This is a genomic window from Caballeronia sp. GACF4, assembly GCF_023631025.1.
GTDB lineage: Bacteria > Pseudomonadota > Gammaproteobacteria > Burkholderiales > Burkholderiaceae > Caballeronia.
This window is the reverse complement of sequence record NZ_JALQDW010000018.1, coordinates 54,222-68,139: the sequence shown is the minus strand read 5'-3', so window position 1 is coordinate 68,139 and position 13,918 is coordinate 54,222. Positions and strand designations below refer to the sequence as shown.

The window sequence follows — 13,918 nt, the reverse complement described above, 5'->3', positions numbered from 1 at the left end:
TTGCTTTACGGCCGTGCATGCATCAGGTCGTCAGGCTGCCTTCGGGACGCTGCCCGGCAAGCGCCTGCGCGATGCTCGACAGCACCATCTCGCCCATGGCCGTGCGCGATTCCACCGTCGCGCTCGCGCGATGCGCCTGCAACACCACGCGGTCCATGCCGAAGAGTTCGGCGGGCACGTTGGGTTCATCGACGAATACGTCGAGACCCGCGCCCGCGATCACGCCGCCCTGCAACGCCTGCACGAGATCGCTTTCCACCACGAGCTTGCCGCGCGCGATGTTGATGAGATAGCCGTCGCGGCCCAGGGCGTCCAACACGGCTGCATCGACGATGCCTTGCGCTTTATCGGCGGCTGCGGCAAGCACGAGGATGTCGCTGTCGCGCGCGAGTTGCAGCAGGTCGGGCACAAAGCGATGCGCAATGTCGTCCATGTCGCGTACATCGGTATAGGCGACAGGACAGCCGAACGCCGCGGCGCGCACGGCGATGGCGCGTCCGACCTTGCCCATGCCGACGATGCCCACGCGCTTGCCGCTGAAACGGCGTGACAGCGGAATCGCAGCGGGGCTCGGGTTTTCAGGCCACTTGCCGGTCTTCACGAAGTCGTTGCCCGGACAGATTTCACGCAACACCGCGAGAATCAGGCCAATGGCGAGATCCGCGACGTCCTCGGTCAAGGCGCCGAAGGTGGCTGTGACCGGAATCCCGCGCGAACGGGCGTACGCGAGATCGACGGCATCGGTGCCAACGCCATTGACCGCGATCACCTTGAGCGCGGGCAGTTTGTCGACGAGATCGTTGGAGATGCCCGTATGGCCACCCGTGATGACGCCTTCGATCGCAGTGCCATGCTCGCGGATATACGCGTCCTTATCGTCCACCTGAAAGAGACGATGCATGATGTAGAGCGACTCCAGCGTCTCGTTGATCGCGGGAACGAGGATCGGGTTCAGTTGCAGAATGCTCGGCTTCGTCGGCTTCAATTGAGTGGCTCCTTTGGGTCATGTCTCGCCTGCCATGCGCCAGGCCGCGATGTCGACGGATCATGTCGTCTTTTGCATGGCGCGTCCAATCCCAAAGCGCTATCAACTGATACCGTTATTGGCGTGCTCTCAGAGGTATCGCTCGATCGATTCAATCCGGGAATCAGGTAATAGCAATAAAAGATTGGACGCCCAAAATCACCACCCCGACAATGGGTTCACCGGCAGGAACACCATAAAAAAGCCTTGCATACAGATCGGAGACACAGCTTGAAAACACGCCGCTTCTTTTCCCCTTCTGCATCGCATTCCACCCAGTCGGTCCATCTCGGCGGCAACCCGCGCTGAAATTCATCTGTTGCAGCATCGCGCGGAAAAGGCGTCGAAGCGCTGAAGCCGTATGAACCGGAGGAAGACGAATGAACAATGCCGACAGCGTCGCGGGCGCGGCGAAAGCAGAACCGATCGCGGAGAAACGAACCAGCCATCGCTGGGTAGTGATGGGCCTGATCTTCTGCATCTGGGCCATCGCGTGCGCGGACCGCGCCAACTTCGGCTTCGCTTTGCCGTATCTCAAGAAGGAATATCACATCTCCAATTCGGAAGCGGGGATGATCGTCAGTCTCTTTTCCTTCGCTTACGGTTTCGTGCAGATTCCGGTTGGCCTGCTCTACAAACGGCTCAGTGAACGCACCACTGGCATTCTGTTTTCCGTCTTCATGCTGCTGACATCGGTCTTCACGGGCTTGATGGGAACGACGTCCTCGGTATTGCTTTTGATGACGTATCGCGTGGGTCTGGGGCTGTCGGAAGGGCCGCTCGGCATTGGCTGCACGAACGTCATCAACCGCTGGTTTCCGACGCGCGAGAAAGGCACGGCAGCAGGACTCTGGATCGCCGCATCGAAGCTCGGACCGTTGATGGTGCCTTCGGTGTGCATCATCGTGATCCAGCTTTGGGGCTGGCGCGAAATCTTTTATGTGTTCGCCATTCCGGGCATTCTCTTTGCCGTCGCATGGATGTTTCTCGTCACGAATTCGCCGAGCGAAAACCGCTTCTGCTCGCCCGCGGAACGCCGCTATATTCTCGATGAATCCGCCACCGATGGCTCGACCGGCAAGCTCGTGCGCCGTGGCGAAATGGAGCCCATGCCCTGGCTCGACGGCATCAATCGCACGAAGCGCGTGGCGCCGCTGGAAACGGTCGGGCAAGTGTTCCGCTCGTGGAATATCTTCGGCATTGCGCTGGGCTATGGCTGCATGATCGGCATCAGCAACATCTTCATCTCGTGGATCCCCACGTATCTCGTCACCGTGAAGGGTTTTGCCTCGGTGAAGATGGGCTTTCTCGCTTCGGCGCCGTTCATCGGCGCGGTGGCGGGCAACATGCTCGGCGGCCTGATCTCCGACCGTCTGCTCGGCGGCCGCCGCAAGCCAATGATGATGCTCGGCGCGCTCGGCACCATGCTCATGATGTTCGCGCTCATCGACGCGCCGGACAGCGTGGTCTATCTCGGCGCAGCGTTGATTCTCTCGGGCCTCATGCTCGGCATCGGCTTCGCGGGATACTCGGCGTATCCCATGGGACTTGCAAGCAAGGCGACGTATCCGACTGCATTCGGTATCGTCAATTCGCTCGGGCAGATAGGCGGCGCGTGCGCACCGCTCGCGGTGGGCTTCCTGCTCGACAGCTATAGCTGGACCAGTGTATTCCTTTACATGCTCGGGACGTCGCTGCTTTGTCTGTTGCTGCTGTTCAGCGTGGTCGAGCCTGCGTCGGGAAAGATAGAACGAGTGTAACCCGCGTTCGCTTCTGCCAAGGGCCGCGATTGTCTCGCGGCCTTTTTTCATGGCGATTACAAACCGTTCTCCACCATCGTGAGCAAGCGCTCGGCAAGCGGTTCGATGGCTTTGCCGGGCAATCCCTGCAACGGCCCTTCGATCAGCAAGAGCGCGAAGCCATGCACCGCGCTCCACGCGAGATACTCGGCTTCTGGCCGGCTTGACGGATCGAGCGCGCCGGCATCCACCATCTCATCGAGTGCGCGGCTCAGCAGCTGAAAGGGATCGAGCCCGCCCGGCCCCACGCCATACGAGGCTTCATGCTCGCCCCACTCGGTTGGCGGCGCGGTGAACGCGGTGCGAAAGAGACCCGTCTCGGTCTGCGCGAAACGCAGATAACCGACGCCGACCGCGCGTAGCCCCGCCTTCGCGGCATCGGCACGCTTGCGCTTTTTCGGCCGCGCGGCGAGTTCTTCCTCCATTGCTTGCGCGACCGCCGATAACGCCGCGGAACGCACGGCCGTCAACAACTCCTGCCTGCTTCCGAAGTGACGATACGCGGCGTTCGGCACCACGCCCGCGCGCCGCGTGACTTCGCGCAGCACGATGGCGTCCGGCCCGCCGTCGCGTGCGAGCGCAATGCCGGCATCGATCATTGCGCGGCGCAAATCGCCATGTCGATACGTGCTGCGCGGCTTGGCTTTTGTCATTTTTATAAGCGAGGCTTTACCTATGTGGACACTGTCCATTATCTCTGCTATTTTTTGTGGACGGTGTACACAAACAAAAATATCGCCTGAAACAAAGGCTGTGTCGTTGCATTGTCACGACTCAGGTTCAACGTCATCGAGGAGAAGGTCATGGTCGTCAAGAACGAACGTGCGCAAGATGAAGCACGCATCCGTGAACTCACGGAATCGTGGCGTCAGGCTGTGCTTGCAAAAGACGCGGCTGCGCTGGTGACTCATTACGCGACGGATGTCGTCGTGTTCGATGTCGTGCCGCCTGCATCCTTCAAAGGCGTCGAGCTGTATCGCGAGCATTGGCAGCGGTGGTTCGACAGCATCAGCGGCCCGCTCGTGTTCGAGGTGCGCGATCTGCACGTGGCGGTGAGCGGCGATCTCGCCTTCGCGCATGCGGTGAATCGCGTGGCCGCGGGCGGGCGCGACGACGTCGTGCGTGCAACCGTGTGCTTCAGAAGAATCGACGGCGACTGGCGCGTCGTGCACGAACACGCGTCGGTGCCATTGACAATGGATATGGACCCCGACGAGTCCCAGTAATTCACCTGGCAACTCACGCATTACTCAAGGAGCAGACATGCAAGTGCAACCCTATTTGTTCTTCGAAGGCCGCTGCGAAGAAGCGATCACGTTTTATCGCGAGAGTCTCGGCGCACAAGTGCTGATGATGATGCGCTTTCGCGACAACCCTGACGCCGGCAAATCCGGTGGCGGCAGCGAGGCCGCGAGCGGTTGCGGCATGCCGCCTGGGTCGGAAGACAAGGTCATGCATGTGGCCTTTACAGTGGGCCAGTCCATGCTGATGGCGTCCGACGGCATGTGCAGCGGCAAGCCGAATTTCCAGGGCGTGTCGCTGTCCATTTCCACGGAGGACGAGCAGGAAGCCGAAAAGTTCTTCCACGCACTATCGGACGGCGGACAGGTGCAGATGCCACTCACGCAGACGTTCTTCGCCAAGCGCTTCGGCATGGTGCAGGACAAGTTCGGCGTGTCGTGGATGGTGGTTGGCGGCGCGGAAAACAAACCCGCTTAGGTATAGCTCTTGCGCGCTTCTGGTCGTAACTTAATCGAGGAGAAGCGCCATGACTAATGCAGGCAGCAACAATTACGCGGGACGTTCGCAAGAGGAGCGCATCGAGCAGCGCAAGGGCGAGAAGCAGCCTGCGCAGGAGCAACCGGGCGGCCATCTGGCCGAACCGGGCACCGAGCCTGACAAGGACAACAGTAGCGGCACGCTCACCGAAGACGGCAAGCAAGTCTGGCGGACGGGCTCAGGCATCGACGGTGGAGGAAAGACCTGACCCCTGATAGGGTCCGAAAACATGGAACAATACAGGGGTGCTATCCGCACTTTCGATGTGAAAGGAGCTAATAATGAGCGCCCCGCGCAAAACCCATTTTTCCGATTCGGACATCCACGCTAAACCGGCCGATCGTCCGTCCCGCGAGGAAGCCGAAGCCGCCGTGCGCGTTCTCTTGCGCTGGGCGGGCGACGATCCGCGTCGCGAAGGCCTGCTCGACACTCCGGCGCGTGTCGTGCGGTCGTATGAAGAGTTCTTCGCCGGCTATCAGCAAGACCCGCATGAAATCCTTGCCCGCACTTTTTCCGAAGTGCAGGGCTACGACGAGATGATCGTCCTGAAGGACATTCGCTTCGAGAGCTATTGCGAGCATCACATGGTGCCGATCATCGGGCGGGCGCACGTCGCGTATCTGCCCCGAGAACGCGTGGTCGGCATTTCCAAGCTCGCGCGTCTGGTCGACGCCTTCGCCAAGCGCCTTCAGATTCAAGAGAAGATGACCGCGCAGATTGCCGATACGCTCAACGAAGTGCTGCAACCGCTCGGTGTCGGCGTGATTCTGGAAGCCGCGCATCAATGCATGTCGACGCGCGGCGTGCACAAGGCGGGCGTGTCGATGGTTACGTCGCGCATGCTTGGCTCGTTCCGCGACGACCCATCGACGCGGCGTGAGTTCTTGTCTATCGTCGGCACTCAAAGCGTGTTCAACGTCTCGAACACTTAGAGCTATCAAGCGCCGTAACCGTTACTCGGTGAGTCGGCGCCGCTGCCTTCGCGGATCTTGCCCTGCGAAACGCTGCTGCCCGGCGGCACGCTGTGCGTGAGCCAAACGTTGCCGCCGATTACCGAGCCCTTGCCGATGACCACGCGCCCGAGAATGGTCGCGCCCGCGTAGATCACGACATCGTCCTCGACAACCGGATGCCGCGCGTTGCCTTTCACGAGCACGCCGTCGCTGCTGGAGGGAAAGCTCTTTGCGCCCAGCGTCACGGCCTGATACACGCGCACATGCCGGCCGATCACGGCCGTTTCGCCGATCACCACGCCCGTGCCGTGATCGATGAAGAAGCTCGGCCCGATGGTCGCGCCCGGATGAATGTCGATACCCGTCAGCGAATGCGCGATCTCATTGATGAAGCGCGCGAGCAGCGGCACGCCCAACCGATGCAACGCATGCGCGAGCCGGTGATGCGTCATCGCCCAGATGCCGGGATAGCACAGCAGAATCTCGGTGATGTGCTGCGCGGCGGGGTCGCCCGTGAAGGCAGCCTGAATGTCGCTGACGAGCAGCGCGCGAATCTCCGGCAACTGCGAACCGAACTCGCGCGCAATGGCGAACGCTTGCGCCGTGACCTCCGCTTCGCCCGTCTCACGATGCTCGGGCAAGAAGCGCAGCGCGCGGCGAATCTGCTCATGCAAGAGACGCAGGGTGGTTTCCAGCGTCTGGCCGACATAGTAGTCGACGCTTTCATCGGTCAGATCAGGCGCGCCGTAGTGCGTGGGAAAGAGCGCGGAGCGCAGGCCGTTGACGATCCTCACGATCGCCTCGCGCGAAGGCAACTCACGTATGCCAAGCGGATGCCGCGTGCGATGCAGTTCCTCGCGCGATTGGCGTAGGTCAGCGACGATGCGCGACAAACCCCATTCGTGGGGCGCGTGAGTGGAAAAATCGGATGGCGCTGCCTGCTCGGGTAAGGACTTGTTCTGCATGTCTTCTGGGCTGGCGTTCGGAGACCGCGCAGCGGCGGCGGATGAACACTAAGCGTAAACGGTTTTGCGCAAGCGTGCTGCGTGTCCGGCCCGCGGATTAGACTGTAACGTGACTTGCGTCAATCCATCGGACGGCCCAATCGCGGCCGTGCGCGATGGCTTCTCCCTCGTTGCGAAATCGCAAGTCCGCAGGGAAGAATCGGTTCGCAACGAGCTCGCCGTCGCTGGATCGCGAGATCACGACGTACGGCTGATAATCGCCATCCCCCGTCCTGGCTGGCGCACAGTTGAGTAGATAGCCTCGATGTGAAAAGGCTGCATCTTGTTGCATGAGTCACCTGTGTGAAGTGCCCTGCTCGTTCGTATGACTTGCTCAACCAGCAGCCGTACTGGACACGCCCTCCTTGTTGCTCGCGTCCCGCATTCGCGCTTTGCTGCCAGCAGGTTCCAAATAATACTTGCAGGAAATCCGCTTGGCATTGAAAAAAAAGCCTTAAAAATCCGATGACGATTGAGTGTCCCGCCTGCAAGGGCTGGAGTTCCGTCGCCAAATTTCCGGAACGAGTCTTGCGTGAGGAAAAACGGTTTAGCCAGTTCCCAAGGAGCAGGAAATGAATAACGCCGAATCCAACGAGTCGCAAGACAAGCAAGCGGATCGCGCCGCCGACAGCCCGATCAAGACGCCGAGCACAGAGACTGCGCGCGTGAACATGAGCGATGCGAAGAAGGCCGAGTCCGGCCGCGAGGCGCATGCAGGCGCGGGCGCGGGCGCGAAGCAGGAAAGCGCGGGCCAGGCCGACCGCAATATCGGACCGCTCGGCACGCCGGAGTCGCGGCCGCGCGGCATCGACGTCGCCAACGACGAGACCCTCGACGACACCGTCGATGCCGATGGCAAGAACATCCAGGCGAAGCGCTTTGAGCAGATGCAGGCCACCGATCCGGATGCCGTCATCAATTCGAACGCGACGCATGCTAACCATGTCGCCGAGCAAGGCGACGGCTTTGGCGGGTTCGACAGCCGGCCAGGTCGCAACGGAATATTGCTGGCGCTAGATCACGGTTATCGCGTGATCGACCGCGGGATGGTGCCGCCAAGCATTCGCGCCGTCGAGGAAAATCAGGTTTATGTAAGCCGCGACGCGCATGGCAACACCTTGCGTGGCCGTAAGCATTACGCCCTGAATCACATGCGGCCTTCGCGGCTTTTCGAAATCGACAAGTCGTAGCGTAGCGCGACGCCACGCTGGCGTGACGCCACTAAAAGCCACGCGCGAAGCGTGGCTTTTTTCATTTCTTCTGATCTTTCTCTTCATCCGGCTCGATACGCGTGACGCCGCCGGTTGCTGGCGGGTCGCTTGCCGGGAAAGTATCTTCCACGGCTTTGTCGACGTCTTCCTCGTCGCGCTCGGAGTGAGGATTTTGCTCTTTCTGGTTGCTCATGTTCGGCTCCTGTCGTGGTGAAAGCTGATGTTCAGCGAGCAACGCGTGTTCCTCCGACGAACGTCAATCGCTCAGGCACGCCGTATGCTGATGTCATGCAACGAAAAAACGCCTGAGAACAGGCATGAGAACGACAGCGCGGATAACGCGTTAATCGACTGAAGCGCGACCAAGGGGAAGAACAAATGGCCACGATCGAAGCCTACGAAAGCTACGCGAGCGACACCGCCGCATCCGTCCCAACTGACCACACGCGTCCTCCTGAGCCGCGCACGGCGGCCGAACAGCGCTTCAGATCCGCGCTCGTGTGCCTTGGCGCGGCGTACGCGCTGTCATGGGCCGAACTCGCGCTAGCTATCGCGATTGGATTTCCCGGTGATGCGGCGAGTCATCCGCTCGCTGCATCGATTGTCTCGCGCTTGCTTGTCGGCTTGCTTTATCTGTGCGTCGCCGCGCGACTGCAGTGGGCGCGCTGGATGACTGTCGCGCTCGGCTTCGTGTCCGTCATGTTCGTGGCGCCGACCATCGCCCTGCAATGGCATGCGTTGCCGACCGGCGCAATCATTTGCGGTGCGGCACTGGTGTGCAAGCTCGCGGCATCGCTCTATCTCGCCTCGCGGATGCCGCTGCGCGCTACAGCCTGAATTGCGTAGGCCCTGCGCTCGATGCCGGAACCCGTTCAGGTTTCAAGTAAGCATCGGTTTGAACGCGCCGCGCTCACACACGGCGCATTCTGAATGGCTTAACCGCCTTTTGCGCCCTGCGTATTCACATAAAGCGCGTACAGGCCGTGACTTGCCGCCATGAACAGCCGGTTGCGATGCCTTCCCCCAAAACACACGTTCGCGCAACGCTCCGGCAAATCGATATGTCCGATCGCCTCGCCTTGCGGCGTGAAGACGCGCACGCCGTCGAGTTCCGCGTCGCCCATACCCCAGCCACACCAAAGATTGCCGTGGATATCCACGCGAAAGCCATCCGGCGTACCGCGTGCGGCGTCGATGACGAGGCGCGGTTCGCCTAACTTCCGGCCGTCGTCGAGCACATCGAACGCGTGAATCGTGCGTGGCGACGAACGCGATTCGACGACATACAGCACCGACTCATCGGGCGAAAAAGCCAGCCCGTTCGGCCCGATGAAGCCATCGAACACAAGCGTGATCTCGCCGCTTTGGCCGTCGACGCGATACACCGCGGGCTTCAATTGCGCCGTCTGCTTTTCGCCTTCGTAATAGCCGTCGATGCCGAAAGGCGGATCGCTGAACCAGATCGAGCCGTCCGACTTCACGACCACATCGTTCGGCGAATTGAGCGGCTTGCCCTGGTATTGATCCGCGAGCACGGTGATCGAACCGTCGTACTCGGTGCGCGTCACGCGCCGGGTGAGATGCTCGCACGTGACGAGCCGCCCTTCGCGATCGCGCGTGTTGCCGTTGGCATTATTCGACGGCTTGCGGAATTCGCCGACCTGCCCGCTTTCTTCGTCCCAGCGCAGGATGCGGTTGTTCGGAATGTCGCTCCACAGCAGATAGCGGCCATCGCCGAACCAGACCGGGCCTTCCGACCATCGCGCGCCCTGATACAGACATTCCACCGACGCCGATGCCAGCCTCAACGCATTGAAGCGCGGGTCCAGCACACGGACGGCAGGGTCGGGATAGCGGCGCTCGTTGCTTGTCATGCTTGGGGTCTCCTCGGTTTGGCTCAAGTGGATCAATTCGGTCCCAGCTCGCCATCGCGCAGGCGCCAGAGATTGAGCGGGTTGTCATCGGCAAGCGATTCGGGCAAGAGCGCTGCCGGCAAGTCCTGATAGCAGACCGGCCGCAGGAATCGTTCGATTGCCATCGCGCCGACCGAAGTCGCACGGCTGTCGGAAGTCGCCGGGTACGGGCCGCCGTGCACCATCGCATACGACACCTCGACGCCGGTCGGAAAGCCGTTCGCCAAAATGCGGCCCACTTTGCGTTCGAGCACGGGCATGAGCCGGCGCGCGAGATCGATGTCGTCGTTGTCCATCAGCAAGGTCGCGGTCAACTGGCCTTCCAGACGACGCGCGACGTCGATCATCTCGTCCTCGCCCTGACACACGACAATGATCGACGTGGGCCCGAAAATTTCGTCGGCGAGCTGCGGCACGGTCAAGAACTGCTCCGCCGTCACGCGATACAGCGCCGGCAACGCGCCGCCCTTGCCAGCTGCGCCACCTTCCTGCTTGCCCGTTGCAATGCGTTCCGCTCCCGTCGCGTCGCGTTCCTTCACGCCGTTCGCGTAGGCGTCGGCGATACCCGCGGTCAGCATTGTCTGCGTGCCCTTCTTTTCGAGCGCGGCCGCCGCGTGATCGATGAAATCGTCGAGATCGGAATCCGCCAGCGCGATCACGAGGCCGGGATTCGTACAAAACTGGCCGACGCCCAATGTCACCGAATCGATATAGCCCGAAGCGAGCGTATCGCCGCGCTTGGCGAGCGCGCCCGGCAAAGCGAAGACCGGATTCACGCTGCTCATTTCGGCGAAAACGGGAATCGGCTCGGGGCGCTTCGCCGCGATGTTCACGAGCGCGAGGCCGCCGCGGCGCGAGCCCGTGAAACCAACCGATTTGATCGCGGGATGCGCCACCAGCGCCTCGCCGATGGCATTGCCCGCGCCGACCACCAGCGAGAACACGCCTTCGGGCAGGCCACTGTCGGCAACGGCTTTCTGGATCGCGCGTCCCACGAGTTCCGACGTGCCGAGATGAGCCGGATGCGACTTGACGACGACAGGACAGCCCGCCGCGAGCGCCGACGCCGTGTCGCCGCCCGCGACCGAGAACGCCAGCGGAAAATTGCTAGCGCCGAACACGGCCACCGGACCGACCGGGATCTTTTGCAAACGCAGATCGGAGCGCGGCAACGGCTTTCTGTCGGGTTGGGCGGAATCGAGCGTCGCGGCAAGCCATCGGCCTTCACGCACGAGCGACGCGAAGAGCCGCAGTTGTCCGACCGTGCGCGCGCGTTCGCCTTCGATTCGCGCCTTCGGCAACGCGGATTCCGCGTGCGCACGGTCGATCAGCGTATCGCCGAGCGCGATGATGTTGTCCGCGATCGCTTCGAGAAACTGCGCGCGGGTTTCCAGCGGCGCGAGACGATACGCGTCGAATGCGGCATCCGCGAGTTCGCAGGCACGCGCGACTTCGGCGTCGCCGCCACCGCCGAAGACGGGTTCGAGTTCGATGTCGCGTGCGGGATCGAAGGCGCGCAGCGTGGCGTCGGTGCCTCTTACCGCCGATGCGCCGATCAGCATTTCGCCGGTGATCTTCATGTCAGCTCCTTGTATCGATGAGGCCGGATGCGCCTTCTTTCATTAAATCCGAGGGCGCGCGGCAATGAACGTGTCGACGAACGGGCGCAGTAAGCGTGCCGCGTGCGGCGCTGCGCGTCTTGATTTAAGTGACCGGCGACGCGAGGGAAGCGTTCCGCGAATGCATGAGCGACGCGTGTCGTAGCTGCGGTGATCGCGTCGAAAAGCTAGCACACTGGCGCCAGAAAGGTACCAAACCGTGGAAGGCGCAGCCGATCGTACTAAAGCGCGGCAGCCGTTCAGCCTGACCGCCGCGCCTTACGCCGCGTCTTTCGCCGAAGCCCCAGCCCGCCGAAAAGTGATATGCGAAATCCGCCGCACGAGCAACGCCGCCACCAGCGCGGCCACTGCGGTCAACATCACGCCGATGTGAATGGACTGCACGAGCGCGTCGCGGGCGGCATCGAAGAGCGCGGGAGCATCGAGCCCGGCCGTGCGCAGTTCGGACAGCAATGTGTCGCGCAACGCTTCATCGACGAGAATGCGCGGGTCGATAAAACGCGGCCGCCACTGCGACGCCGCGCTCGTACCCAGAACGCTGATCGTGCGTGAAACCACGCTCGCGTAATGATGCGCGACGATCGTCCCGACGATACTCGTTCCGAGCATGCCGCCGACCATGCGTGTGGACTGCAAGAGCGCCGTTGTGATGCCGAAACGCTCGCGCCCCGCGATCTCCTGCCCGAAGATGTTCATGTTGTTGAGCACGAAGCCCAAACCAATGCCGACCGCGCCCATCGGCAGCTCGATATACAAATAGGGCGTCGTTTCCTGCGCGAAGGCAAGCGCCACCGACGCCAGCATCAGCAGCGTGAAGCCGATGGTGAGGATCATCGTCGGCTTGCTCAAATGAATGACGATACGCGTGTTGATGAAGCTGCCAAGCGCAATGCACGCGGCAATCGGCGTGGCGAGCAACCCCGCCTCCTGCGGCGAAAGGCCGAAGCCGCCCTGCAGCAGAAGCGGCGCGAAGAAGATCAGCGAGAACATGACGAAGCCGGCGAGGAACGACAGCGTGAACAACGTGACGAGTTGTGGCTCACGAAAAATATCGAGCGGGATGATCGGATGCGTCGCGCGCCGCTCGCAAATCAGAAGCGCCGCCGCGCCCACGATCACCGCGCCGCCGAGCGCGAGATTGCCAGCCGACAGTCCGCCCTTCGGCAGTGCCTCGATCAACGCCTGGAAACCGCCGAGCACGAGCGCGACGAGCACGGCGCCGGGCCAGTCGATCTTCACGCCACCTTCACGCGGCCGATGCAGATTCGGCAAATGCGCCCAGATGAAGTACAGCGCCAGCGCGCCGACCGGCAAGTTCACGAGAAAGGTCGAGCGCCAGCCCCAGTGCTGACTCATCCAGCCGCCGAGCGACGGCCCCGCCGCCGTGCCTATGCCGTATGCCGCCGCCAGCACCACCTGCCAGCGCACGCGGGCACGCGGATCGGGGAAGAGATCGGGGATCGCGGCGAACGCGGTGCCGACCATCATGCCGCCGCCCACGCCCTGCAAGCCGCGCGCAAGCGCGAGAAACAGCATGTCCGGCGCGAGTCCGCACAGCACCGACGCCACGGTGAACGTGATCACCGCGGCGATCACGAAACGCTTGCGGCCGAAGTAATCGCCGAGACGTCCGAACACGGGCACCGTCACCACCGACGCCAGCAGATACGCGCTCGCGATCCACGCGTAATACTCGAAGCCGTGCAGTTCCGCGACGATAGACGGCAGCGCGGTGCTCACCACGGTCTGATCGAGCGCCACGAGCATGTTGACGAGTCCGATGCCGAGCATCGCGTAAAGCGCGGTTCTGAAGGCGAGTGCTGGCGGCTGGGTTTCGGTCATGCGGCGGGCTGGGGAAAACGAGTCGGAGGAACGCCCGTGGAATTTTTAAGCGGGCGCTGATGTCAGAAAGACGAATTGTACGGGTTAGCTTGCGGCAGATCGACCCAGCGCAAAATTAACCGCACGTCTTCGGACTACTCGCGCGCTATGCTGGAAGCGCCTTCTCGCCGTGCAATCCACGGTGAAACATCGACCGGGAAAGAGGAAAACGTCATGTTCAAACGCATTGTCGTCGCCATCGACGGAAGCCGGACTTCACAGCGCGCCTTCGAAATCGCGCTCGATCTCGCTGTCACGCATCAGGCCGTCGTGCAGCCGTATTACGTCGTCGAGAGCGGGGCCGTGTATTTCGACGTGCCCGGCTACGATCCGAGCCAGTTGCAGAAAACGCTGGCGGAGGAAGGCTCCGACCTTGCTCGACAGGCGGCGGACGCGCTCAGGCAACGCGGCATCGAAGGGCAGGTCGTGACCGTCGAGGCCACCGCGAGCGACGACATTGCGATGCTCATCACCAAGGCCGCCGTCGACTTCAACGCCGATGTGCTGATCATGGGCACGCACGGACGCAAAGGCTTTCAGCGCCTGCTTCTTGGCAGCGTTGCGGAGCGATGCCTGCGGCAAGCCACGCTGCCCGTTTTGCTAATTCCCTCGGCAGCCAGCGCGGAAGGCGACGAAAGCGCCTGACCACGGACTAGCGCAAACGGATGCGCGGCATTTTGTCGCCAGGGTTAACAATCCCGCGATGGGACAATGGTTTTTGTCATCCATCAACAA

The 13,918-nt window shown here is 62.0% G+C and carries 16 protein-coding genes; 8 read left to right on the top strand and 8 right to left on the bottom strand.

Features of this window, described 5'->3' with window-relative positions:
* Nucleotides 1–22 precede the first annotated feature (22 nt).
* Complete coding sequence (locus tag NCR40_RS15415) at nt 23–985, bottom strand: 2-hydroxyacid dehydrogenase (RefSeq protein ID WP_250509883.1); 963 nt, start codon at nt 983–985, stop codon at nt 23–25.
* 419 nt (nt 986–1,404) lie between these two features.
* Between NCR40_RS15415 and NCR40_RS15410 the strand changes: the two genes are divergently transcribed.
* The gene (locus tag NCR40_RS15410) at nt 1,405–2,784 is read left to right on the top strand and encodes an MFS transporter (protein ID WP_250509882.1); all 1,380 of its coding nucleotides are present in this window, start codon (nt 1,405–1,407) and stop codon (nt 2,782–2,784) included.
* A gap of 56 nt (nt 2,785–2,840) precedes the next feature.
* Here the strand turns inward: NCR40_RS15410 and NCR40_RS15405 are convergent, their stop codons facing one another.
* The gene (locus NCR40_RS15405; RefSeq protein ID WP_244828656.1) at nt 2,841–3,476 is read right to left on the bottom strand and encodes a TetR/AcrR family transcriptional regulator; all 636 of its coding nucleotides are present in this window, start codon (nt 3,474–3,476) and stop codon (nt 2,841–2,843) included.
* A 150-nt stretch (nt 3,477–3,626) separates the two neighbouring features.
* On the opposite strand from NCR40_RS15405, the gene NCR40_RS15400 reads away from it, so the two are divergent.
* The 4 genes from NCR40_RS15400 to folE all read left to right on the top strand — a co-directional run bounded on the left by NCR40_RS15400 (nt 3,627) and on the right by folE (nt 5,534).
* Nucleotides 3,627–4,049, top strand: a complete 423-nt coding sequence (locus NCR40_RS15400) for a YybH family protein (RefSeq protein WP_250510274.1) — start codon at nt 3,627–3,629, stop codon at nt 4,047–4,049.
* A 37-nt stretch (nt 4,050–4,086) separates the two neighbouring features.
* The gene (locus NCR40_RS15395; protein WP_250509881.1) at nt 4,087–4,542 is read left to right on the top strand and encodes a VOC family protein; all 456 of its coding nucleotides are present in this window, start codon (nt 4,087–4,089) and stop codon (nt 4,540–4,542) included.
* 49 nt (nt 4,543–4,591) lie between these two features.
* A complete protein-coding gene (locus NCR40_RS15390) occupies nt 4,592–4,810 on the top strand; it encodes a hypothetical protein (protein WP_244828666.1) in 219 nt (72 codons plus the stop codon).
* Between the two features lie 73 nt (nt 4,811–4,883).
* Entirely contained in the window at nt 4,884–5,534 is a 651-nt protein-coding gene (gene folE, locus NCR40_RS15385) for a GTP cyclohydrolase I FolE (protein ID WP_244828667.1), read from the top strand.
* 5 nt (nt 5,535–5,539) lie between these two features.
* Here folE and epsC read toward each other — a convergent pair whose 3' ends face one another.
* Both epsC and NCR40_RS15375 read right to left on the bottom strand, forming a co-directional pair.
* Complete coding sequence (gene epsC / locus NCR40_RS15380) at nt 5,540–6,520, bottom strand: serine O-acetyltransferase EpsC (RefSeq protein WP_250509880.1); 981 nt, start codon at nt 6,518–6,520, stop codon at nt 5,540–5,542.
* A gap of 97 nt (nt 6,521–6,617) precedes the next feature.
* Entirely contained in the window at nt 6,618–6,851 is a 234-nt protein-coding gene (locus tag NCR40_RS15375) for a DUF6566 family protein (protein ID WP_250509879.1), read from the bottom strand.
* A 280-nt stretch (nt 6,852–7,131) separates the two neighbouring features.
* Here NCR40_RS15375 and NCR40_RS15370 point away from each other — a divergent pair, with 280 nt between their 5' ends.
* Nucleotides 7,132–7,749: a DUF3005 domain-containing protein gene (locus tag NCR40_RS15370; RefSeq protein ID WP_250509878.1), complete on the top strand. Its 618-nt coding sequence runs from the start codon at nt 7,132–7,134 to the stop codon at nt 7,747–7,749.
* 61 nt (nt 7,750–7,810) lie between these two features.
* Here the strand turns inward: NCR40_RS15370 and NCR40_RS15365 are convergent, their stop codons facing one another.
* Complete coding sequence (locus tag NCR40_RS15365) at nt 7,811–7,963, bottom strand: hypothetical protein (RefSeq protein WP_244828674.1); 153 nt, start codon at nt 7,961–7,963, stop codon at nt 7,811–7,813.
* A 185-nt stretch (nt 7,964–8,148) separates the two neighbouring features.
* Here NCR40_RS15365 and NCR40_RS15360 point away from each other — a divergent pair, with 185 nt between their 5' ends.
* On the top strand, nt 8,149–8,607 hold the full coding sequence (locus NCR40_RS15360) for a hypothetical protein (RefSeq protein WP_250509877.1): 459 nt from the start codon (nt 8,149–8,151) through the stop codon (nt 8,605–8,607).
* A gap of 98 nt (nt 8,608–8,705) precedes the next feature.
* Here NCR40_RS15360 and NCR40_RS15355 read toward each other — a convergent pair whose 3' ends face one another.
* From NCR40_RS15355 to NCR40_RS15345, 3 genes are all read right to left on the bottom strand, one after another.
* Nucleotides 8,706–9,644 (bottom strand): SMP-30/gluconolactonase/LRE family protein, encoded by a 939-nt coding sequence (locus tag NCR40_RS15355; RefSeq protein WP_250509876.1) that lies wholly within the window; start codon nt 9,642–9,644, stop codon nt 8,706–8,708.
* Between the two features lie 32 nt (nt 9,645–9,676).
* Nucleotides 9,677–11,263: an aldehyde dehydrogenase (NADP(+)) gene (locus NCR40_RS15350; RefSeq protein WP_250509875.1), complete on the bottom strand. Its 1,587-nt coding sequence runs from the start codon at nt 11,261–11,263 to the stop codon at nt 9,677–9,679.
* A gap of 297 nt (nt 11,264–11,560) precedes the next feature.
* Entirely contained in the window at nt 11,561–13,144 is a 1,584-nt protein-coding gene (locus tag NCR40_RS15345; RefSeq protein ID WP_459904271.1) for an MFS transporter, read from the bottom strand.
* A 213-nt stretch (nt 13,145–13,357) separates the two neighbouring features.
* Between NCR40_RS15345 and NCR40_RS15340 the strand changes: the two genes are divergently transcribed.
* On the top strand, nt 13,358–13,828 hold the full coding sequence (locus NCR40_RS15340; RefSeq protein WP_244828679.1) for a universal stress protein: 471 nt from the start codon (nt 13,358–13,360) through the stop codon (nt 13,826–13,828).
* Nucleotides 13,829–13,918: the final 90 nt, after the last annotated feature.

Bases quoted from the DNA above. Each gene is read 5' to 3' on its own strand.
- NCR40_RS15410 (WP_250509882.1), top strand. From the start codon at position 1,405: ATGAACAATGCCGACAGCGTCGCGGGCGCGGCGAAAGCAGAACCGATC.
- NCR40_RS15405 (WP_244828656.1), bottom strand. From the start codon at position 3,476: ATGACAAAAGCCAAGCCGCGCAGCACGTATCGACATGGCGATTTGCGC.
- NCR40_RS15400 (WP_250510274.1), top strand. From the start codon at position 3,627: ATGGTCGTCAAGAACGAACGTGCGCAAGATGAAGCACGCATCCGTGAA.
- NCR40_RS15395 (WP_250509881.1), top strand. From the start codon at position 4,087: ATGCAAGTGCAACCCTATTTGTTCTTCGAAGGCCGCTGCGAAGAAGCG.
- NCR40_RS15390 (WP_244828666.1), top strand. From the start codon at position 4,592: ATGACTAATGCAGGCAGCAACAATTACGCGGGACGTTCGCAAGAGGAG.
- folE (WP_244828667.1), top strand. From the start codon at position 4,884: ATGAGCGCCCCGCGCAAAACCCATTTTTCCGATTCGGACATCCACGCT.
- epsC (WP_250509880.1), bottom strand. From the start codon at position 6,520: ATGCAGAACAAGTCCTTACCCGAGCAGGCAGCGCCATCCGATTTTTCC.
- NCR40_RS15375 (WP_250509879.1), bottom strand. From the start codon at position 6,851: ATGCAACAAGATGCAGCCTTTTCACATCGAGGCTATCTACTCAACTGT.
- NCR40_RS15370 (WP_250509878.1), top strand. From the start codon at position 7,132: ATGAATAACGCCGAATCCAACGAGTCGCAAGACAAGCAAGCGGATCGC.
- NCR40_RS15365 (WP_244828674.1), bottom strand. From the start codon at position 7,963: ATGAGCAACCAGAAAGAGCAAAATCCTCACTCCGAGCGCGACGAGGAA.
- NCR40_RS15360 (WP_250509877.1), top strand. From the start codon at position 8,149: ATGGCCACGATCGAAGCCTACGAAAGCTACGCGAGCGACACCGCCGCA.
- NCR40_RS15355 (WP_250509876.1), bottom strand. From the start codon at position 9,644: ATGACAAGCAACGAGCGCCGCTATCCCGACCCTGCCGTCCGTGTGCTG.
- NCR40_RS15350 (WP_250509875.1), bottom strand. From the start codon at position 11,263: ATGAAGATCACCGGCGAAATGCTGATCGGCGCATCGGCGGTAAGAGGC.
- NCR40_RS15345 (WP_459904271.1), bottom strand. From the start codon at position 13,144: ATGACCGAAACCCAGCCGCCAGCACTCGCCTTCAGAACCGCGCTTTAC.
- NCR40_RS15340 (WP_244828679.1), top strand. From the start codon at position 13,358: ATGTTCAAACGCATTGTCGTCGCCATCGACGGAAGCCGGACTTCACAG.